21 protein-coding genes are annotated in these 22,138 nt (G+C 35.6%); 3 read left to right on the forward strand and 18 right to left on the reverse strand.

Annotated elements, in window-relative coordinates; genetic code table 11:
* Positions 1 to 99: 99 nt before the first annotated feature.
* The 11 genes from trxA to zapA all read right to left on the reverse strand — a co-directional run bounded on the left by trxA (position 100) and on the right by zapA (position 11,415).
* Positions 100 to 414, reverse strand: a complete 315-nt coding sequence (trxA, locus tag HF990_RS04200; RefSeq protein WP_016837195.1) for a thioredoxin — start codon at positions 412 to 414, stop codon at positions 100 to 102.
* Between the two features lie 193 nt (positions 415 to 607).
* A complete protein-coding gene (locus HF990_RS04205; RefSeq protein ID WP_096551436.1) occupies positions 608 to 1,585 on the reverse strand; it encodes an electron transfer flavoprotein subunit alpha/FixB family protein in 978 nt (325 codons plus the stop codon).
* A gap of 73 nt (positions 1,586 to 1,658) precedes the next feature.
* A complete protein-coding gene (locus tag HF990_RS04210; RefSeq protein ID WP_016837193.1) occupies positions 1,659 to 2,432 on the reverse strand; it encodes an electron transfer flavoprotein subunit beta/FixA family protein in 774 nt (257 codons plus the stop codon).
* A 19-nt stretch (positions 2,433 to 2,451) separates the two neighbouring features.
* Positions 2,452 to 3,222 (reverse strand): enoyl-CoA hydratase, encoded by a 771-nt coding sequence (locus HF990_RS04215; RefSeq protein ID WP_016837192.1) that lies wholly within the window; start codon positions 3,220 to 3,222, stop codon positions 2,452 to 2,454.
* A 13-nt stretch (positions 3,223 to 3,235) separates the two neighbouring features.
* A complete protein-coding gene (locus HF990_RS04220; RefSeq protein WP_016837191.1) occupies positions 3,236 to 3,820 on the reverse strand; it encodes a TetR/AcrR family transcriptional regulator in 585 nt (194 codons plus the stop codon).
* 93 nt (positions 3,821 to 3,913) lie between these two features.
* Entirely contained in the window at positions 3,914 to 5,605 is a 1,692-nt protein-coding gene (locus tag HF990_RS04225; protein ID WP_168412061.1) for a long-chain-fatty-acid--CoA ligase, read from the reverse strand.
* A gap of 384 nt (positions 5,606 to 5,989) precedes the next feature.
* Positions 5,990 to 6,409 carry a DUF350 domain-containing protein gene (locus HF990_RS04230; protein WP_026018975.1) on the reverse strand — a complete coding sequence of 140 codons (420 nt, stop codon included), beginning with the start codon at positions 6,407 to 6,409 and terminating at the stop codon, positions 5,990 to 5,992.
* Between the two features lie 5 nt (positions 6,410 to 6,414).
* Positions 6,415 to 8,781, reverse strand: a complete 2,367-nt coding sequence (locus tag HF990_RS04235; protein WP_016837188.1) for an endonuclease MutS2 — start codon at positions 8,779 to 8,781, stop codon at positions 6,415 to 6,417.
* Between the two features lie 27 nt (positions 8,782 to 8,808).
* Positions 8,809 to 10,518: a DNA polymerase/3'-5' exonuclease PolX gene (polX, locus tag HF990_RS04240; protein ID WP_168412062.1), complete on the reverse strand. Its 1,710-nt coding sequence runs from the start codon at positions 10,516 to 10,518 to the stop codon at positions 8,809 to 8,811.
* Positions 10,519 to 10,606: 88 nt separating this feature from the next.
* Positions 10,607 to 11,149 (reverse strand): CvpA family protein, encoded by a 543-nt coding sequence (locus HF990_RS04245; protein ID WP_016837186.1) that lies wholly within the window; start codon positions 11,147 to 11,149, stop codon positions 10,607 to 10,609.
* Between the two features lie 5 nt (positions 11,150 to 11,154).
* The gene (gene zapA, locus HF990_RS04250; protein WP_016837185.1) at positions 11,155 to 11,415 is read right to left on the reverse strand and encodes a cell division protein ZapA; all 261 of its coding nucleotides are present in this window, start codon (positions 11,413 to 11,415) and stop codon (positions 11,155 to 11,157) included.
* Between the two features lie 204 nt (positions 11,416 to 11,619).
* Here zapA and rnhC point away from each other — a divergent pair, with 204 nt between their 5' ends.
* The gene (gene rnhC, locus HF990_RS04255) at positions 11,620 to 12,564 is read left to right on the forward strand and encodes a ribonuclease HIII (protein WP_016837184.1); all 945 of its coding nucleotides are present in this window, start codon (positions 11,620 to 11,622) and stop codon (positions 12,562 to 12,564) included.
* 94 nt (positions 12,565 to 12,658) lie between these two features.
* Here the strand turns inward: rnhC and HF990_RS04260 are convergent, their stop codons facing one another.
* From HF990_RS04260 to HF990_RS04270, 3 genes are all read right to left on the reverse strand, one after another.
* A complete protein-coding gene (locus HF990_RS04260) occupies positions 12,659 to 14,161 on the reverse strand; it encodes an ATP-binding protein (protein ID WP_016837183.1) in 1,503 nt (500 codons plus the stop codon).
* A gap of 242 nt (positions 14,162 to 14,403) precedes the next feature.
* A complete protein-coding gene (gene safA, locus HF990_RS04265) occupies positions 14,404 to 15,012 on the reverse strand; it encodes a SafA/ExsA family spore coat assembly protein (RefSeq protein WP_096551448.1) in 609 nt (202 codons plus the stop codon).
* Between the two features lie 268 nt (positions 15,013 to 15,280).
* Positions 15,281 to 15,496, reverse strand: a complete 216-nt coding sequence (locus tag HF990_RS04270) for a hypothetical protein (RefSeq protein WP_016837181.1) — start codon at positions 15,494 to 15,496, stop codon at positions 15,281 to 15,283.
* A 313-nt stretch (positions 15,497 to 15,809) separates the two neighbouring features.
* Between HF990_RS04270 and HF990_RS04275 the strand changes: the two genes are divergently transcribed.
* Entirely contained in the window at positions 15,810 to 15,995 is a 186-nt protein-coding gene (locus tag HF990_RS04275; RefSeq protein WP_016837180.1) for a hypothetical protein, read from the forward strand.
* A 126-nt stretch (positions 15,996 to 16,121) separates the two neighbouring features.
* Here the strand turns inward: HF990_RS04275 and HF990_RS04280 are convergent, their stop codons facing one another.
* Complete coding sequence (locus tag HF990_RS04280) at positions 16,122 to 16,661, reverse strand: hydrolase (protein ID WP_016837179.1); 540 nt, start codon at positions 16,659 to 16,661, stop codon at positions 16,122 to 16,124.
* A 128-nt stretch (positions 16,662 to 16,789) separates the two neighbouring features.
* On the opposite strand from HF990_RS04280, the gene HF990_RS04285 reads away from it, so the two are divergent.
* Positions 16,790 to 17,251, forward strand: a complete 462-nt coding sequence (locus HF990_RS04285; protein ID WP_126434509.1) for a hypothetical protein — start codon at positions 16,790 to 16,792, stop codon at positions 17,249 to 17,251.
* 6 nt (positions 17,252 to 17,257) lie between these two features.
* Here the strand turns inward: HF990_RS04285 and HF990_RS04290 are convergent, their stop codons facing one another.
* The 3 genes from HF990_RS04290 to pheT form a co-directional block, all read right to left on the reverse strand.
* A complete protein-coding gene (locus HF990_RS04290) occupies positions 17,258 to 18,544 on the reverse strand; it encodes a glucose-6-phosphate isomerase (RefSeq protein ID WP_016837177.1) in 1,287 nt (428 codons plus the stop codon).
* A 138-nt stretch (positions 18,545 to 18,682) separates the two neighbouring features.
* On the reverse strand, positions 18,683 to 19,573 hold the full coding sequence (galU, locus tag HF990_RS04295) for a UTP--glucose-1-phosphate uridylyltransferase GalU (RefSeq protein WP_016837176.1): 891 nt from the start codon (positions 19,571 to 19,573) through the stop codon (positions 18,683 to 18,685).
* A gap of 151 nt (positions 19,574 to 19,724) precedes the next feature.
* On the reverse strand, positions 19,725 to 22,130 hold the full coding sequence (pheT, locus tag HF990_RS04300) for a phenylalanine--tRNA ligase subunit beta (RefSeq protein WP_168412063.1): 2,406 nt from the start codon (positions 22,128 to 22,130) through the stop codon (positions 19,725 to 19,727).
* Positions 22,131 to 22,138 lie beyond the last annotated feature (8 nt).

Raw genomic sequence — 22,138 nt, forward strand, 5'->3', positions numbered from 1 at the left:
ATATCTTAAAGCAAAAATCGATAAGTTTTCTTTTAAATCAATAATCATATCCAAAATAAAAAATCGAGCACAAACAAATTCTTTGTGCTCGGTTGAATATTATTTATTGTTGTTGATGAATTCAACTAATGCTTCTTTTGGTTGGAAGCCAACAGTTTTTGCAATTAATTGGCCATCTTTAAATAAAAGCAAAGATGGAATCGACATAATTTGATATTCAGCAGCTGTTGCTGGATTGTTATCAACATCAACTTTTACAATTTTCACTTCTGAACCCATTTCGGCATCGAGTTCTTCTAATACAGGTGCAATCATTTTACAAGGTCCACACCAAGCTGCCCAGAAATCTACTAATACTAAACCAGAAGAGATTTCTTGTGAAAAGTTTTGATCAGTAGCATGTACAATTGCCATTTATAAAATGCCTCCTTAATGTAACATCTTTTAGTAGTATAGCACGTTAAAAATTCAAAGGGTAGTAAAGTGTTTTAAGAAATTGAAATCCGTTCATCTAACAAACAAATTCCTTTAATGATTTACTTTTTCACAATAAATAACCACATCTCTGAGATTTGAGATGTGGTGAGGAGATTACCAGTTTTAGATTTTAAGAATTTACTTTTAATGCTTTAATTTCTTCAATTAATAACGGAACGACTTCAAATAAGTCGCCGACAATTCCATAATCAGCAACTTTGAAAATGTTTGCTTCAGGGTCTTTGTTAATTGCAACAATTACTTTTGAGTTAGACATACCTGCTAAGTGCTGAATTGCACCAGAAATACCACACGCGATGTATAAATCTGGTGTTACCACTTTACCTGTTTGACCAATTTGCATTGCATAATCGCAATAACCCGCATCACAAGCACCACGGGAAGCACCTACTGCACCGCCCAGTAAGTTGGCAAGCTCTCTTAATGGTTCAAATCCTTCTGCTGATTTTACACCGCGACCGCCAGACACGATTACTTTCGCTTCAGATAAATCAACACCTGTTGTTGCATTGCGAACAACTTCTTTTACAATCGTACGCAAGTTTTTAATATCTACAGATACAGATTGAACGTCTCCTGTGCGGCTTTCATCTCGTTCAAGTGGCGCAATATTGTTAGGACGAACTGTCACGAACACGAGTCCTTCTTTAATTTTTACTTTTTCAAAAGCTTTACCTGAGTAAATTGGACGTACAAATAGTGCATCATCGCCTGTTCCTTCAATCTCTGTTACATCTGAAATCAATCCAGATTGCAGGCGAGATGCCACTTTAGGTGATAAATCTTTCCCTAAAGACGTATGCCCAATAACGATTCCTTCAGGTTTTTCTTGTTCCACAAGAGCTAATAAAGCTTGGCTGAAGCCATCTGAAGTATATGTTTTTAAATGTGGATGTTCCACAACGAGCGCTCGGTCAGCTCCATATGCAATTAATTCCTTTGCAAGATCTGCTACTTGATCGCCAAATAACGCGCCTACAACTTCTCCACCATCTGAGATTTGCTTTGCTGCAGCGATTGCTTCAAATGAAACATTACGTAAAGCACCGTCACGTACTTCTCCTAATACCAATATTTTTTTTGCCATTGTTTTCCCTCCATTACCGTACGAATCTAATGAAATCTAATACTCTTCAATCCATTCTAATTGTTCAGAAAATTTAAATCACTTTTGCTTCCGTATGAAGTAAATTTACTAATTCTTTCACTTGGTCTTTTAGTTCTCCTTCTAAGATGCGACCAGCAGATTTTTGTGGTGGTAAAAATACTTCCACTGTTTCAATTTTTGTTTCAACATCATCTTCATCGATGTCTAAATCATCTAATTCTAACTCTTCAAGCGGTTTTTTCTTCGCTTTCATAATACCTGGTAAAGAAGGATATCTCGGTTCATTCAATCCTTGTTGAGCTGTAACTAATAAAGGCAAGCTCGTTTCTATAATTTCAGAATCTCCTTCAACGTCACGAACAACTTTCACGTTATTTCCATCAATTTCTAATTTTGTAATCGTTGTTACATAATTAATGCCTAATAAATCAGCAACTCTTGGTCCAGTTTGACCAGAACCACCATCAATTGCAACATTTCCTGCCAAGATTAAATCTGGCTCTTTGTCTTTTAAATATTCAGCGAGAATATAAGCTGCACCACTGTGGTCTAGCTCGTCCAAATCATCTTCTGTATTGATTAAAACCGCTTCATCAGCACCCATTGCAAGAGCCGTGCGCAGTTGTTTTTCCGCTTCTTCATTGCCGATGGAGATTACCGTTACTTTTCCACCATGTTGATCTCTTACTTGAATTGCTTCTTCAATGGCATATTCATCATATGGATTGATAATGAATTCAGCGCCGTCTTCTTGAATTTTTCCATCTTGAATGACGATTTTTTCTTCTGTATCAAAAGTGCGTTTCATTAATACGAAAATGTTCATGTAAATTACCTCCTAAAAATTATTTGCCACTAAAAGTAGGTTGGCGTTTTTCAATAAATGCTTGAATTCCTTCTTTTGCATCTTCTGAATTAAATACAATGCCGAATTGCTCTGCTTCCGCTTTGATTCCTTCTTCGAATGATTTCTTACTGTATTGTAATGCATGAATAGCAGCTTTTAATGAAACCGGGCTCTTTTTGGCAATTTTTTTCGCCAATTCTAATGCTTGCGGTAAAAGTTCTTCTTGTGGTACAGCCTTATTTGCTAGCCCCCATTGTACGGCCTCTGCCCCTGAAATCGGCTCTCCTGTAAAAATCATTTCAGCAGCCTTTGCTAATCCGACATATCGCGGTAATCTTTGTGTTCCACCAAATCCAGGAATAATTCCAAGATTTAATTCAGGAAGACCCAACTTCGCGTCTTCAGCGACATATCGAATATGGCAACTCATCGCAAGTTCCAATCCACCGCCAAGTGCGGCACCATGAATTGCTGCGATGACAGGTTTTGGGAAAGATTCCAAGCGATCAAAAACAGCTTGTCCATTTTCTGCGAGATTTACTGCCTGTTGTTCAGATGAAACATCTGTGAACTCTTTAATATCAGCTCCTGCTGAAAAGAAACGTCCTTCACCGTGAAGTAAAACAACTCGAACATCATTATTATGTTCAACTTCAGTCATCAATTCGTCTAATTCACGGATTAGCTGTTGTGCTAGTGCATTTGCTGGCGGACGATTGATTGTTACAATCGCAACACCGTCTTCTGCTCTCCATTTTAGAAATTCCATGAAGACACTCCTTTTAATTATTTTTTAGACCATTCAATAGTAGATGCTTTACTTTAGGTGCATTATCTAAGAGGCTGTATCTGAAATCATTCATCACCCAAGACGTAATTGTCTCATCGATTGTTCCAAATACCATTTGTCTTGCAACTCTCACATCCATTGTTGGATTAAATTCGCCATTCATCATGCCTTCTACCAATATATTATCAAGAAGATTCAAATATTCTTTTAAAATTGCATTAATCTTTAACCTAAGCTCCTTATTTGATTGGCGCAATTCTAATTGGGTGACTGTCGCAAGGTGTTTATTATTGGCCAACACACTAAAATGGTTGTCTATCATTTTTGATAGTTTGTCAGAGGCGTTAGCACCAGTTTGAATGATTTCTTCTAAATTTTCAATAAAAACTCTCATTTTTTCTTTAAACAAGGAAATTAAAATATCCTCTTTATTTTTAAAATACAGGTAAATGGTCCCGTCTGCAACACCTGCTTGTTTAGCAATTTTTGAAATTTGTGTTTGATGATAGCCATTTTCGGCAATCGCAATAACTGCTGCTTCAATTATTTGCATGTATTTCGGTTTATCTCGATTCATGATGTTCACCACCAAAAAAATAAGAAAATATGAATGATTATTCATTCATATTTTCATATTATAATTTCATGAACTTTCTGTCAATAACTAATGCTATTTCGCTTGAAGCTCCTTAGCTTTCTGTTTTTCCTCATCAATTAATGTTCTTCTTAAAATTTTTCCTACTGCTGTTTTCGGTAGTGAATCTCTAAATTCATAAATGCGAGGTACTTTGTAAGCAGCTAAATTATTGCGGCAATATTTATTCAATTCATCTTCCGTCACTGTTTTACCCTCTTTTAATACAATGAAAGCTTTCACCGTTTCTCCCCGATATGGATCTGGAACTCCAACTACAACACATTCTTGAACCGCTTCATGTTCGTACAATACTTCCTCTACTTCTCGCGGATAAATATTAAATCCGCCAGCGATAATGACATCTTTTTTACGATCTACAACATAGAAATATCCTTCTTCATCCATATATCCTAAATCTCCAGTTAAGAACCATCCATCTGCAAACACTTTTGCAGTTTCCTCAGGGCGTTTCCAATATCCCTTCATCACTTGAGGTCCACGAATCGCGATTTCTCCTACTTCTCCAGGTGATAAAATTTCATTTTCTCCTGGTTTCATAATCACCGCTTCTGTATCAGGCCAAGGAACTCCAATCGAGCCAACTACTCGTTTTCCCCAAATAAAGTTTGCATGGGTTACTGGTGAAGTTTCCGTTAAGCCGTAGCCTTCTACAAGTTTCCCACCAGTGATTTCTTCAAATTTTTCTTGTACTTCCACAGGTAGTGGAGCAGAACCACTTATACATGCATTGATGGAAGACAAATCATATTTAGATAAATCCGGATGGTTTAATAGACCAATATACATTGTTGGTGCACCAGGGAATAAAGTAGGTTTTTGTTTATCAATGGTTTTTAACACTTGTTCCACTTCAAATTTAGGAAGCAATACCATTTTGTTTGATTTCATGACGGATAAAATCAGCACTGTAGTCATGCCGTATACATGGAAGAAAGGAAGCAATCCTAATATAATTTCTTTTCCTTCCTCACATTTATATAACCATGCATCACACATCATTGTATTGGCAATTAAATTTTTGTGAGTCAACATTACCCCTTTAGGAACGCCAGTCGTACCACCAGTATATTGAAGAAGGGCTAAATCTTCTTCAAAATTAAAAGGCACATCAATTGGTTTCGGTTTTTCAACCTTCATGATTTCCGTGAATAAATGTGTGGAACCACGATGTTCTACTTTGACACTAAAGCCATATTGTTTCTTCTGAATAAAAGGATATACGAGATTTTTCGGAAATGGAAGATAATCTTTAATACCCGTGATGATAACGTTTTCAATTTGTGTTCGATGAATGACTTTCATGATTCTTGGGTATAAAATATCCAATGCCAAAATTACTTTTGCTTCAGAGTCCTGCATTTGATACTCTAATTCCCTCTCTGTGTAAAGCGGATTTGTTTGAACGACAATTCCTCCTGCATATAAAATACCGTAATAAGCTATAACTGCCTGTGGACAGTTTGGTAACATGATTGCTACCCGATCTCCTTTTTCAACCCCTAAAAAACGAAGATAGTTGGCAAATTTTAATGCTGATTCATACAGCTCTTGATAATCCAATTCCCTTCCCATAAAATGTATTGCACATTTTTTTGGATTTTTTTCGTATGCTCTTGTCAAAAATGTTTGGACGGGAATTTCTTCATACTCCAGCGTATGCGGTATCTCAGCAGGATAATGTTTAAGCCAAATTTTACTAGACATCAACACATCCCCCTTGCGTAAATGTTCAAATTTTCTTGCAATTGTTACATTTATTATAATTGAAAAGAAATGGTCTTTCAAACTATTTTTTTAGAATTATAATTTTTTTCTACTTTAATTCTTAATTTTTCTTATTCATTCAATAATTTTAATACTATTTTCTATGACGAAAAATGTCGAATAATAGGGTTATTTACTATTTTGATATAACTATTAATAACTTTGTAACAATAAAAAAACTAGTAGAAACGCATGTTAACGTTTCTACTAGTATTAAAATTTTAATAATAACCATTATAGTGAAAGTAAATAATAAAATCCTATAATAAAAAATAAGACAGCTACAACGATAAGCACTTTTGCTAATTTGTCCATTGGAACCTCCTAAATGATGCTGGCACCGATGACGAAGGAAAGTCCAAGTGAAATGGTGAATGAAATCAATCCAACTGAACGATTATCCGCTGCAATCTCCTGATCGACATTGAAATGGGGGGTTAAAAATTCATATAAAAAATATGCGATGATAAGCAAAATAAACCCGTACAACCCCCAACCAATCATTTCAAAAAAAGTATTATGCCTTTCAATGGAATAGCGGAATATATTGCAAACACCTAGTATTTTTCCTCCAGTAGCAAGGGCGACGGCAACATTTCCTTTTTTAATTTCTTCCCAATTTTTATATTTTGTCACCATTTCAAATAAGACCATTGAAACTATTAAACATAATACAACAACACTAAAATAGCCTGCTGTTTCTATTAAAGGATGTTGCCAAAAAGTTGTACCCACATTCACCATCCCCTTTATTTTAATTCAACGACAGTTACTCCTAAGCCACCTTCACCAGCTTCACCATATCGGAAAGAACGAACTCGTTTATGTTTTTTCAAATATTCTTGAATTCCTTGGCGTAAAGCCCCTGTACCTTTTCCATGAATAATTGTTACACGGCTATAGTTGGCAAGTAGGGCATCATCAAGATATTTTTCTGTTTTCATGATGGCATCTTCTAACCGTTCTCCTCGCAAGTCTAATTCTAATTTAACATGACTATTGCGATTTTTCACCGTTGTCAATGTAATTCTTTGTTTTTCTTTTTCTGGCTTCACATATTCTAAGTCTGACTCATCCATTTTCATTTTTAATATACCGATTTGCACAACCCACTCATTATCGGAAACTTTTTCAATTAGCGTTCCTTTTTGACCGTAGCTTAATACTTTTACTTCATCACCAGGTTGTAAGTTTTGTGCTCGTTCACGAATTTTCGCTTGTTTTTTCAAAATTGGATTTTCTGCTGGTAATGCGTCTTCTAAACGCTTTTTCGCTTCGATGATTTCATGGTCTTTAATAACTTGATTAGCATTTTGCTGCATTTCACGTAATTCTTTAATGATATGTTCTGCTTCTTTTTTCGCATCCTCAATAATTTTCCGCGCTTCTTCCTTCGCTTTTTGTTCAAGGCTTTCTTTCTTTTCGTTAAATGCACTCAATTTTTCTTCTAACTGCGCATGCAATTGTTGTGCTTCTTCTAAAATTTCATGCGCTTCCTCTACTTCCTGTTCAGCGCGGCGTCTGCTTTCTTCTAATGAAGCAATCATCGACTCTACTTCTCGACGGTCAGTACCTGTATAAGATTTCGCTTGATTAATGATGGAATCTTTTAAGCCGAGACGCTTCGAAATTTCAAATGCATTGGATCGTCCCGGAACGCCTATTAATAATCGATAAGTAGGACTAAGGGTTTCAATATCAAATTCAACACTTGCATTGATAACTCCTTTTCGGTTATACGCATATGCTTTTAATTCAGGATAATGGGTTGTAGCCATAACGCGCGCCCCTTTATCCACAACTTCATCTAAAATTGATATCGCAAGTGCCGCCCCCTCTTGCGGATCGGTACCTGCCCCAAGTTCATCAAACAAAATTAACGAGTTTTCATCAAAGTGTTTTAATATATCGACAATGTTCACCATATGGGATGAGAAAGTGGATAGCGATTGTTCGATGGATTGCTCATCACCAATATCCGCAAATACTTGACTGAAAACGGAAAGCTCTGAGCCATCTAATGCAGGTATTGGTATTCCCGCTTGTGCCATTAAGGTGCACAATCCAACCGTTTTTAATGTGACGGTTTTCCCCCCTGTGTTTGGCCCAGTAATCACAATTGCTGTATATTCTCGACCAAATTCAATTGTATTCGGCACCGCTACATCCATTGGGATTAGGGGATGTCTTGCTTGTATTAGACGAATATATCCTTCATTGTTCACGCTTGGCTTTGAGCATTTTTGTGCCACACCGTATTTCGCCTTCGCTAATATGACATCGATATCCGCTAGTATTTTAACTAGTTCAAATAAATCGTTCGCTACTTCTTGGACTTTTTCCGTAAGGGCAAGTAAAATCTTCTCTATTTCAGCCTTTTCACGAACCTTTAAACGTTGAATTTCATTATTGATTTGCACAACTGATTCCGGCTCAATAAATAAAGTTTGCCCTGAAGAAGATTGATCATGAACAATCCCGCCGTAGTAGCTTCGATATTCCTGTTTTACCGGGATAACATAACGGTCATTTCGAATTGTTACGATAGTATCCGAAAGCATTTTTGCTGCGTTAGGGCCTCTCGTTAAACTATCAAGTTTTTGTCTCACTTTCGCTTCTTCTGAGCGCAGTTGTTGTCTTATTGACCGTAATTCCACGCTAGCGGAATCCAACACCGTTCCATTTTCATCAATGCAATGATCAATTTCATGCTGTACCGCTGTTAAAATCGGCATATTATTTTTTCTTTCAATAAAATGTGGTATTTGAATTTCTTCATCATTTTCGATATCTTCAATAAAATTTCTTAAAATTCGACTTGCTCTAATAGTACTTGAAATTTCCATCAATTCCATTGCACTTAGCATACCGCCTATTTGTGCCCGCTTTGTATGTGGACGAATATCAAAAATACCTCCCATTGGCACATGTCCTTTTACCCGTAGGATGGCTAGTCCCTCATCCATTTCTTCTAAAAGTTCAACAACCTTTTCAAAGTTTGGCTCTGGCACAAGCTGCTCTATTTGTTGCTTCCCTAAGGAAGATGTACAAAAGTCTGACACTTGCTCACGCACTTTATCGAATTCAAGGGTTTTTAATGCTCGTTCAGCAATCACTCTGAACACTCCTGTCTGTACATATGTTTACTTATTTTTCCGAATAAAATTTTTGAACTGTTCAACGCTCCATGTATTGACAACTAGTTCTTTTTTCAACCACGCTTTTTGCGCATATTTTGTACCGATTTCCATATAATCAAGTTGTTCAATCGCATGGGCATCTGTATTGATTGCAATAGGAACACCAAGTTCCATCGCTAGTTTCAAATGTTCTATACATAGATCTAATCGGTATGGGCTAGCATTCAATTCCAAAATTTTCCCATACTCTTTCGCCCAATGAATTAATTGTTCAACGTTAGGATTATATCCTTCACGTTCACCAATAATTCGACCAGTTGGATGTGCAATCATATGAACGTAGGGATGTTGAATCGCCGCAAATAATCGTTCCATAATTTTTTCTTGAGGTTGAGAAAAACTTGAATGAATGGAGGCGATCACAAAATCCAGATTTTTTAATACGTCATCATCATAATCGAGGGAACCATCAGGCAAAATATCCATTTCTGTTCCCGAAAATAAAGTAAAATCAGGGTGAGCTTCATTAAAAGCTTCAATTTCTTCACGCTGTTTTTTTAACCTTTCCGGTGTTAAACCATTTGCTACTTTCAAATATTGAGAATGGTCTGTTATCACTCCAAAATGATAGCCTTTTGAAATAAGCGCTTCTCCCATTTCTGCTACGGAATGAGCACCGTCAGAATAAGTGGTGTGCATGTGTAAATCAGCCTTAATATCTTCTATTGTAACCAATTCTTTAATTTCATTTAAACGATCCAATTCTTGTCCCGTTTCGCGAACAGTGGGCGGAATGTAAGGAAGTCCAAAAAGAGCGAAAAACTCTTTTTCCGAATGGAATGTAAGGATTTGTCCATCTGGTTGTTCCACACCATATTCGCTAATTTTCTTCCCTTGTTCTTTTGCTAATTGACGCATGCGAACATTATGATCTTTTGAACCGGTAAAGTGATGAAGTGTTGTGATAAATTCTTCATTTGCCACTAATCGAAAATCAACGTTGACAAGCTCGTCCAAATCCAATACGACAGACACTTTTGTGTCTCCACTGCTAACGATTTCTTTTATTGTTAATTCAAATAAAAGCTGTTCCCTAACTTTTTCAGGACTTTTTGTGGCAATGACAAAATCCAAATCTTTGCTCGTTTCATTCACCCGACGGAAACTCCCGGCAACAGAATATCGTTCAATTTCTTCAATGGATGCAAGTAGTTGATTTATTTCTCTCACAACCGATTCAAGATACCAAATAGGAAGTCTTCCTGTTCGTTCTCCAAATTGTTCAAGTTCCTTCAAAATTTTCTCTTCCGTTTTCGGTCCAAACCCAGGCAACGATCGTACCTTTTTGGATTCACAAGCTTCCTTCAACGCTTCACGACTACTCACTCCAAGTTCCTGGTATAGCTTTGCAAGTTTTTTACCGCCAAGGCCAGGTATTTTTAATAGAGGGATTAAGCCTTTCGGTATTTGTTTTTCTAATTCGATTAATTGTTGGGACTCTCCCGTTTGAATCAGCTCTTCAATGACTGCTCCCGTGCCTTTTCCAATCCCTTTAATTTTCGTAAAATCATCAATTTCTTCAAGACTTCGTTCATCCAACTCTAATGCATTCGCCGCTTTTCGAAAGGCGGATACTTTAAACGGATTTTCTCCTTTAAGCTCCAAATACAACGCAATTTTTTCCAATGTACGAATGACAATTTTTTTATTCAACTGTCCCACCCTTTTTCTATTTTAAACCGCAAAAAAGTATCTCCGCTGTGTTGATGGAAGATACTTTTGACAATCATTTCGTTGTTTATTAATTTTCCAAATAAATATACCATAGTTTTTGGAATAATTGAGTTACGATTGGGGTATGTTCAAGCATGAAATTGGCAATAAACGAACTTCCCATGAGTTTTTGAATAGCATCAATTGGTAATAATGCGAAAACATATAATAAAATAAAAAGTATAAAATAAAATTCCACGAAGCATAGTAATGCCCCTAAAATGCGATTAAAAGATTTTAATACTGGTAAAAATGTTAAAAAATCAAATACCGAAGCAACAATTTGCATGGCAAGTTTAACAACAAAGAAGATTACCGCAAAAGCAATAATACGATAAAATGTTTTATCTACATCCAATGCATCCAACACTAATGTAAGAGAAGAGTCCGGCTGCAACCCCGGATATGGAATCCATAACACAAATTTTTCTGCTAGCGGTTTATAGTAAATGTAAGCCACGATTAACGCAACAAGAAAACCAACAAGATTAATTGCTTGCATGATAAAACCGCGCTTCATTCCTATTAATAAACTAGCAGCAAAAACAAAAAGCAATATGATATCTAACATGCAGTTCAACCCTTCAGTTTTTTCAATTCTTCTTCTAATCTCTCAACTTCTTCTTTGAGCTTTAAAAACTCATGAACACTGTTCACTGCGGTTAACACAGCTAGTTGAGTCGTATCGAGAGATTGATTATGTAATTTAATTTCCCTCATTTTATCATCTACGATAGAAGCGACTAATCGTAAATGACCAATGGATTCATTACCTACTAATTTATAAGTATGGCCATATATTTCGACTTCTATTTTATTTTTCTCTTGCTCAGCCAAGTGGGCACCTCCTAGAAGCTCGATATTTTTTCATAGGAGCTGTTAATTACATATATTTATGTTTTATTAGAATCAATAAGTTTATCATATCATCTTTATTCGTTGTCATACAACCTAGAGTTAAAAGGGATATTGTAGAATTTCATTCTCAATCTCCTTTTGGTAAAATCAATTTAAATCTTTCTTGGGAGAAAGGGTCGTATCATGAACAATATCGTCTTAAAATTATTACCACAACAACTCAATGAAATAGAAACGTATTACTTAAAACATAAGGTAGAACGTAATGCACCTGGTGTCGTATTTGCAGCAAAACTCCCCGATGTAGCCATCACCGTATACAGTTCTGGAAAAGTAATGTTTCAGGGTTTAGGAGCTCAACGGGAAGCTAGCCGATTTAACGAATTCGCTCTAACTGATGAAAACAATCAACAAAACATAAACTCAATAGGAGATACACTTCCGGAAAACTTTTCAAAATTGTCTGTTATTGGATCTGATGAAACAGGAACTGGAGACTATTTCGGTCCAATTACAGTCGCTGCTGTCTACGTACCAAATGACAAAATTGAACTAGTAACAGAACTGGGAGTAAAAGATTCTAAACAACTAAACGATCAAGCAATCCGAGAAATTGCACCTCATTTAATTGCAACTTGTGTTCATAGCCTTTTAACATTACGCAATGACAAGTATAACGATTTGCAAAGCCGCGGCTTAACTCAAGGAAAAATGAAAGCCATGCTGCACAATCAAGCTTTAAAACATGTGCTCCATAAAATTTCACCGGAAAAACCGGATTATATATTAATTGATCAATTTGCAGAAAGAGACACGTACTATCAATATATTCAAAATGAAAAAGAAATCATTCGCGAAAACGTTCTTTTTTCGACAAAAGCTGAACAGCAACATATCGCTGTTGCAGCCGCCTCCATCATAGCGCGTTATGCTTTTTTAATCGAAATGGATCGCCTATCTGACATTGTTGGGTTTCCCCTTCAAAAAGGCGCTAGTCATTTGGTCGATGAAATGGCAGCAAAAATTTTGTTGCAGCAAGGTGAAAATGTTCTCCGTTCTATCGCAAAATGGCATTTTGCGAACACTAAAAAAGCCAAAAGGATTTATGAAAACTTCGCAAGTAGATGACTAACATTCAAAATGGTCGATTGTGGAATCGACCATTTTATATTGCTATTCATTCCAATCATCTAAGTACAAATTGGTAAGAAATAGGGTGATATTAACCATTTAAAATCTTTAAAATTTTATCCATTACAATTAAGTTATTGACAACAACTACATGCAGTTTTTTCCTCGCTCTGCTAATGTTTTGATAAAGCATTTTCGTCGGTTGATAATACGGCTTCTTGAAATTCATTTTGGCTGCTAATTTATGATTCGGTTTATAGTAAAACGAATCATCAATTACTGCTACAACATAATCGAATTCTTGCCCGATTACGTCAGCGGTTGTCACTGCTAATGGATTGCTTTGATTGTTGGAGCGATCAATAAACCTTGAAGGCGTGAAATCAATCACTTTCCAACCAGCTTGCTGTAAAAAATACAGGTAACTCTTTGTCGCTTGAATGGATGAGAAATATTGAATGCTCACATTAGAATATTGTTGTACAGGCACTTCCGTCGATAGATCAAACAACTTCTTAATAAATGAATGGATTTCTTTATTATATCGAACAACTTCTGTTAACTCATACTTCACAGGTTTCAATGTCGTCTCGATGATTTTTGGTACTTTATTTCTCATTTCAACAGTCGTTAATACTTGATTAGGGTCGTACGAGAATATACATTTCGTTTTTGATTTTTCTAAGAGATGAATGAAGCTCTGTAATTTATGAATATATAAACGCTGTACTTCATCGAAAATAATTAAGTCATATTTTGATAAATCCGTTTCTTTATGTATGACCTTTTGAAACTTACTAATTGGCACAATTGGCCATTTGTATTCTTCAATTAGCTTCAAATGTCCTCCATTTAATCGTCCGCAGTTAAAAATGATGACATTTTTCGATTGTCGAATATACTCTTTCGCAATGTCATAAGTGAGTAAGGATTTTCCTGTACCAGGGCCACCTTCAATCGCAAATATTTTTGATTGATTCGTCGGCTTGGCATGAATGATTTCTCGTTTATATGTACTTTGTTGGGCACTTAAAAAATATTTATCTTCCATAAATGCTTCTGTTGAATTGAATGGGGATACTAAGTAATTCGACGGATCAAACAAATCATCTAAATTTTCTATGACTTGTATTTGTTGTTGTATTAATTTATCAATTAAAAAGTGAAAATCAACTTCTTCAATTTGATGGTTTTCGTTTAACTTATATAATCTATTGATTGATGAAACATAGGTAAAATTGTATACATCCACATCTAGAAATTTTAAATAATGACGGTTTTGTACAAGCTGTTTCGTTATCTTTTCTACATTTCCTTCCCGCTTCAATTCAATATTGATGACACAGTCTTTCCCAATTCTTAATAAATCAAATTCCTTTCCGATTTGCTTAATCATATAGCCGACGTAATAACCATTGTAAATATGTATAACTTTAGATTTCTTTCTCAACTCTTCAACGAAAGCATGTAAATCATAAAATTCACTCGTTCGGATTCTTGGGTTGATTCCGAACTGCTCCAGATATTGTATAAAATTCGTTTCATATAAATCTTCTTTTGCATTCAGCAAAGAAAATAAATTGATCGGCTTCACAATAATATCCCCTTTATGAAAAAGCTACTTTAAAGTGAATTATATAAAATTACTACTTTGAAAGCAAAATATGGTATTGATGATAAAAAGCCCGACTAATAAGTTTGCACATTCTAGTAAGGCTCTAGTATTATATTTCTCTGCGACGGTCATATGAAACGCACCTCTATCTGCGATGAAGTGTGAGCGGCAAACGTAAAGAAAAGCGCCTAAAAATGACTTTTTAGGCGCCTCTTTTATCATTATTTTTGAATAAACATTTGTGTCCAGTAATGGCCATCCTTCACGTAACCAACACCGATGTGAGTGAAGTTTTTGTTTAAGATGTTTGCACGATGGCCAGATGAGTTCATCCAAGCTTTCACCACTTGTTCTGGTGTGCTTTGACCCATCGCAATATTTTCACCCGCAGATTTATATTGGATTCCGTAGTTTTTCATCATGGTAAAAGGTGAACCATACGTTGGACTTGTATGATCAAAATATTTTTTATCGTGCATATCTTGAGATTTATGTTTTGCAACTCTAGCAAGTTCCCAATCAGATTTTAATGCTGGTAGACCTGCTTTTGCACGCTCAACATTCACAAGTCGTACTACTTCTTCTTCGTAAGCCAACCCTTCTTTTTCAGGGATATTAATTTTTTGACCAGGGTATATTAAATTAGGGTTTTTTAACTGTGGATTCGCATTAATTAATTCTTGTACACCTGTTTGTGTTTTTACAGCAATTTTCCAAAGCGAATCTCCTGAAACAACCGTATACGTTCCTGCAGCTAAAGCCGTTGCCGGTACTAATAATCCAATTGATAGTACAAGTGCTCCTGCACCTCTTTTTAATTTTTTGTACATTTCCTTCAATCCTTCCTTCTTGATGTAAATTCATCATAAAAGGAATGATTGATGAATTCATCACAAAATTTTTGGAAGGATTTTTACAGTTTTGTTACGTTGAAATATTAATCTACCAACCCTTTGATAGAATAAGTTTCTTCTTTTTTATCTCGTAAAATTATTGAAATATTTTTGAAATAGGAATAAATTACTAGATATTTTTATATTAGAAACAACCAATCTCTTTATGAATTGGTAATTATTTGATTATAAATAGGAGGCTATTTTATTTCGAGTCTAAATGATACTCCATAAAAGCATCGATCCAGTACGTTTCTATTTGTTTATTTTGCTCATTGATGAATGAGTAATCTTCAACTTCTATTTCATATTGTACAAATCTACTTTTCGTTAAATCTTTTAAATAGTAGTACGTTGTAATATGTGCTGACTTTGGTAAATTTTCTATTAACTCAATCAATTGCCCTTTATTAATTGACAATGTTCCTTCCTCCTAAACTTCACATATTAATCTATCCACACTTTAAAATATATTGTTACTCACTATAAGTTATTCATTAATAATATGAAATTATTTTATTAAAAATAATTATGGATATATATTAGTTAAGTTAATACAGTTTGTGAGATTGCCAGCTTAACTCGTGAAACTGGTGTGGTTAATACACAATCTTGTACATTTAGCATTCACACACGTGCACCTAAAACTCCGCTTGTGAGGAATTTATGACAAACTTTGAGATGCATAACATCGTTGAAAATGCTCATATTAAAAACGAAAGGAGAGTTCTACAATGGATCATCGAATGGATTTAGAAAACAATAGACGCCATTTTGATTTTGTACGCGGCAAACAATCTGTGGGAAGTAATGGAGCAAGTCTCGAAGAATTTGGAATGGAAGAAGAATTTCATATTCCAAAAAAGAAAGAAAATCCATCAATCCGTGAACGACATGATCAATTTTTGGATAACGAATAACAAATGAAACAAACAACCTCCTGCATTCAATAATATGACTATAAATAAAGACAATACGGTATACCTCAAAATAAAAAATTATCATCCAAATCGGATGATAATTTTTTATTTTCAACCACTCAATCATCATTTAATAATCTTACTAATAGCTTTAAATTCATCTCCACGAGCAATTTGTTGCATTTCGAACAATGCCATTTCAACACTCGTTATTTTTGCTCCACATTGTTTCATTTTTTCTAAACCTATTTGTGTATTTAAAGCTGTACGAGAAGAAACGCAATCCGCTAACACTTCGACTTCATAACCATTTTGGAGCAAGTGAGCTGTCGTTTGGTACACACAAATATGCGTCTCAATACCGGCAATTAACACTTTTTTACGACCTGTTGCTTCAAGTGCAGCGACAAATTCCGGTGTATCATATGCGCTGAACGTAATCTTTTCAATTGGTTTCTCATCTGCTAAATGCTGTGAAATTTCTTCTACAGTTGGCCCTAAACCTTTCGGATACTGCTCAAGCCATAAAATAGGCAAACCTAACACTTTAGCACCTTGTACCATATTGGCGATATTTTGAATCACAAATTCACTGTTGTCCACGATGCGTGCAAGTTTTCCTTGAATATCAATCAATACAAGTACAGTATCTTGTTTCGTCAACAAACTCCTCATCCCCCTTCAATCTTCCTTTTATTTAATTCTACAAAATATTGGTATTTCCTTGTATATAAATTTTCTTTCAATAAGAACATGTTTTTAAGATAGGTTATAATACTAGTAGCCTTAAAATAATGCAAAAGAAATGGATGATGTATGTGATTCGTTTAAGCTGGCTTATAAGTATCGCCATTTCCTTTTTCGGTTTTGTACTCGTTAGTCAATTGTATGAGGTGCAACCGAAAGGAGCAACTGGTAATTTAGGATTCATTGGCATCATTTTCTTATTCCCTTTTATTATATTGAGTTTAATTACCACTTTTCGCTATTTCTTAACTGTAACAAGCTCTGCAAAAAGAATAGAAAAATTTATAGGCATTGCCGGTGGAATATTGCTTCTTGGATTATTTGTGTATTTTTCATCTGTGCAATCAATAGAAGGAGACTTCTCTGAATTTAACAATTCGAAAAATCTAGTCTTTTTTAATATCTATACATTCGGATTAATCCATACAATTAGTGGTATACTTGGAGCTTTTTATGGTGTTATGAAACCAAAACCAATTGAAAATATAGAAGAATCCAATGTAGAATAATATTTTTCATTTTAATGGTTCATTTTTTAACAGTTTAAGCATTTTCTTTTTATACGCTTCCACTCCAGGTTGGTCGAAAGGATTTACTTCCAGTAACTTCGCACTCATGGCACATGCTTTCATAAAGAAGTAGATTAAATAGCCTAGATGATAGGCATCAAGCTTTTGCATTTCTAGTTGAATAACTGGCACTCCACCTTCTGCATGGGCGAGGGCTGTGCCTTGTTTTGAAGTTGCATTGATTTCGTTAAAGGAGCGGCCTGCTAAATAATTTAATCCATCTTCATTTCGACTATCATATGGTACGTCATAATCCCCGTCGATTTCATGGAAATGGAGAAGCGTTTCAAACAAAATGGGGCTTCCTTCTTGAATAAATTGTCCGATTGCATGCAAATCAGTGGAGAACGTAACACATGTAGGAAATAGACCTTTTCTTTCTTTGCCTTCACTTTCACCAAATAACTGCATCCACCATTCGTGAAACTTCTTTAATGAAGGTTCAAAGGATGCTAGCATTTCCACACTGTACCCTTCGTTATATAAGATATTTCTTATAACTGCGTATTGGTATGCATGATTACGCATTAAATCTACCGCTTTTAATTCCAAAGCTGCATTTTTTGCACCATCCATGAAAGATCGAATATCTATTCCAGATACAGCGAGTGGCAATAGCCCCACTGGCGTTAATACTGAATACCTGCCCCCTATATTCGAAGGGATAGCGAACTGTTTATACCCTTCCTTTTCTGCTATATTTTTCAAAATTCCTCTTTCAGGGTCTGTTGTTACTATAATCCGATTAACTGCATTTTCACCATAGCGTTTTTCCATATACTGTCTTAGCACGCGGAATGCTAAAGCTGTCTCCATCGTGCTTCCAGATTTTGAAATGACGTTGATATAAATTTCTTTATCATCTAAATAATGAATTAATTGCTCTAAATAAGCCCCGCTCATATGATGACCAACGTATATAACCTCAATGCCCTCTTTGAGAACACCAAAATAAGGAGATAATGCTTCTTGAACGGCACGGGCTCCTAAAAATGAACCACCAATACCAATTACAACAAACACATCCGCATTTATGCATATTTCACTTTTCAAATCCTCAATTTCATTAAATAACGCCTTATGGTCCATTAATGGATAATTAATCCAACCAGTCATATCCTTTGAATTTTCTAATTCAAAGTGAATTTGTTTAACTCGATCTTTATATGCTTCCATATCTTGATAATCGAATAAACAATTCAATAATGTTGTTTGAACAGAATGAGTTGTCAATGGAATTGCCTCATTTCTTATTTTTTTACTTTAAATATTCTTATAGAATCTTGAAATTTTTTCATCGTGATTTACAAAACTCTATTATCAATTAAACATAATCACTACTTATAATTTATTATTTCATTTAGCATTTCATTAATGGGAACGTGTTTGTATTGATAATTGTTGCGCTTTATCGATAATGAAACGTTTTACTTCTTCTCGCAAATCTTCACGCTGCAACGCAAAATCAATTGTCGTTTCAATGAATCCCATTTGATTGCCGACATCATATCGTTTTCCTTCAAAGCGATATGCAAACACACGTTGAATCGTATTCAATTCCTCAATAGCATCTGTTAATTGAATTTCTCCGCCTTTCCCCATTTTCTTTTGTTCTAAGTAGCGGAAAATTTCGGGTGTTAAAATGTAACGTCCTATAATCGCAAAGTTGGAAGGTGCTTCTTCTTTTGTTGGTTTTTCTACGAACATTTTCACTTGCATTAACGGTGAATCGGTGGAAATTGGATCAATCACACCATAACGATGGATTTCGCTATCAGGTACTTCCATAACGCCAATTACGCTAGAAAAGGTTTTTTCATATTGATTGATTAATTGTTTTAAACAAGGAACATCACTTTGAACGATGTCATCTCCGAGCAACACAGCAAAAGGTTCATTACCAATAAATTTACGGGCACACCAAATGGCATGTCCAAGGCCTAGAGGTTGTTTTTGGCGGATATAATGAATATCAATATCCGATGATACACGTACCTTTTCTAACAAATCGTACTTCTTTTTTTCAATTAAATTTGCCTCCAGTTCAAAGGCGTGATCAAAATGGTCTTCAATCGCCCGTTTTCCTTTTCCCGTAACGATGATAATATCTTCAATTCCCGAAGCAATCGCTTCTTCAACAATATATTGAATGGTTGGTTTATCTACAATCGGTAACATTTCTTTCGGCATGGCTTTCGTTACAGGTAAAAATCGTGTTCCTAAACCTGCAGCTGGGATGATGGCTTTTCTAATTTTTTTCAAGCGATTTCACTCCTCATCCATTGGTTTACATCAAGAAAATTATACAATATTTTCCCATTCTACTCATACTAAACACAAAGAGCAATGATGAGATAAAAATAGGCTGGAATCTAAATCCAGCCTTACTTTAAATATATAAATTTTAAAACCTTTAACGAATTATAGCACCAGCTTCTTTTAATGCTTTCAATACTTTTTCATGTGCATTTGTTACTTCTTCATCTGTTAATGTTCTTTCAGGATCAAAGTATGTTAATGTGAAGGCTACTGATTTTTTATTGGCATCGATATTTTCACCTTCATATACATCAAATACTTTTACAGCTTTTAATAATTTCGTACCTGATGTACGAATGATAGATTCAAGTTCTCCAGCAGGTACAGAGCGATCTACTTCAATGGCAATATCTCGTGTAACAAGTGGGAAGCGTGGAACCGGTTCGTATTCTACTCCTTTTGCATCAGTGCGCAACAGGGCATGTAAATTTAATTCCGCTACATACGTATCTTTTAAATCCCACTCTTTTCGTTCTGATGGATGAAGACCACCAATTACTCCAATACGTTCTCCATCAAGTAATATATTTGCTGTTTGACCAGGATGTAATCCGTCCATTGCTGCTTTCTCAAAAGTAACTCGTTCAGTTAATCCTAGTTTTTCAAGCAATCCTTCTACAATGCCTTTTGCTGCGAAGAAATCTACATTGCGTTTATCCCCTAACCAAGCATCGTCTACCCATTTGCCAGTAATGACAAAGGCAACATGCTCTTCTTCAAATGGTAAACCTTCCTCCGTCTTCCCGAGGAATACAGACCCAATCTCATACAAACTAGCAGAATCCGCTTGACGCGCCAAGTTATAACTTGCAGCTTGCAATAAGTGAGGGATTAAACTTTGACGTAAAGTTGAACGGTCTTCGCTCATCGGCATTAACAATTTCGTTGTTTCTTCTTTTTTCAGTGCAAATTTTTGAGACAATTCAGCAGAAGTTAATGAGTAGGTGATTGCTTGATACAATCCAGCTCCTTCTAAGAAATTGCGCACAATGCGGCGCTTTTCTTGATACGGAGTTAAGCCACCAATATGCATTTTACCTTCTGGCAATGTCATTGGAATTTCATCGTAACCATAAAGTCTTGCGATTTCTTCAATGATGTCTTCCTCTATTTTAATGTCTTGTCGACGAGTTGGCACATCAATGATTAATAAACCTCGTGCTGCTTCCACCTCAAATTTTAAGCGTTGTAAGATGGAAATCATATCTTCTAGGGAGATTTTCATTCCTAATTTTGCATTAATTTCATCTGGTGAAATTACAATTCGCGCTGGTGTTTTATCAAGCTCATCAACTAATACGGTACCTTCTAATACTTCTCCACCAGCTAATTCACTAAGAAGTTGTGCAGCTCGTTCTTGAGCTTCTAAAACTCGATTTGGATCGACACCTTTTTCAAAACGAACTGATGAGTCGGAACGCAATCCTAAATCTTTTGAAGTTTGACGAACTGAATGACCAACAAAATAAGCTGATTCAAGTACAACCGTTGTTGTGTTTTCTGTTACTTCCGAATTGCCACCACCCATTACCCCTGCGACAGCAACAGGTTCTTTTCCATTTGTAATGACTAAATGATGACTCTGTAACGTGCGCTCTTGATCGTCTAAAGTAACAATTTTTTCGCCTTCATTCGCTAATCGAACAACGATTTCACCTGTGCCTAGTGAATCGTAATCAAAGGCATGAAGCGGTTGACCATATTCTAACAATACATAGTTCGTAATATCGACTACGTTATTGTGTGGACGAATACCCGCCGCCATTAAATAATGCTGTAACCATAATGGCGATTCTGCCACTTTTACATTTTTAATGACTTTTGCAGCGTATAATGGATTTTCTTTAGTAGCTTCTACTTTAACTTTAATGTAATCTTCCGCTTTTTCGTTTGAAGTTTCATATTGAATTTCTGGTAATTTGACATCTTGCGATAAAATTGCTCCCACTTCATAGGCTACACCTAACATTGAAAGTGCATCGGAACGGTTAGGAGTTAAACCAAGCTCCAATACAGAATCTCGTAAACCGATTAATTCTAAAGCATCGCTGCCAGGAACTGCATCTTCCGGTAAAACGTATATTCCTTCAGAATATGCTTTTGGTACAACGCGCCCTTCAATTCCAAGTTCTTGCAATGAACAAATCATTCCATTCGATTCTTGACCGCGCATTTTCGCTTTTTTAATTTTGATTCCACCCGGAAGTTTTGCACCAGGTAATGCAACGATTACTTTTTGGCCGGCTTCCACATTCGGTGCACCACAAATAATTTGTCTTACATCCGTACCTACATCTACTTGGCAAATGCTTAATTTATCTGCATCTGGATGCTTCTCCTTTGATACGACATGACCAACAACGATATTCGTCATTCCTTGAGATCGATCGATGACGGAATCGACTTCAATTCCAGCACGAGTAATTTTTTCTGCTAAATCTTCAGGTGACAGCCCTTGTGTATCTACATATTCTTGCAACCAATTTAATGAAACTAACATATTAATAC

This window comes from Ureibacillus thermosphaericus, from assembly GCF_012396605.1.
Classification (GTDB): domain Bacteria; phylum Bacillota; class Bacilli; order Bacillales_A; family Planococcaceae; genus Ureibacillus; species Ureibacillus thermosphaericus.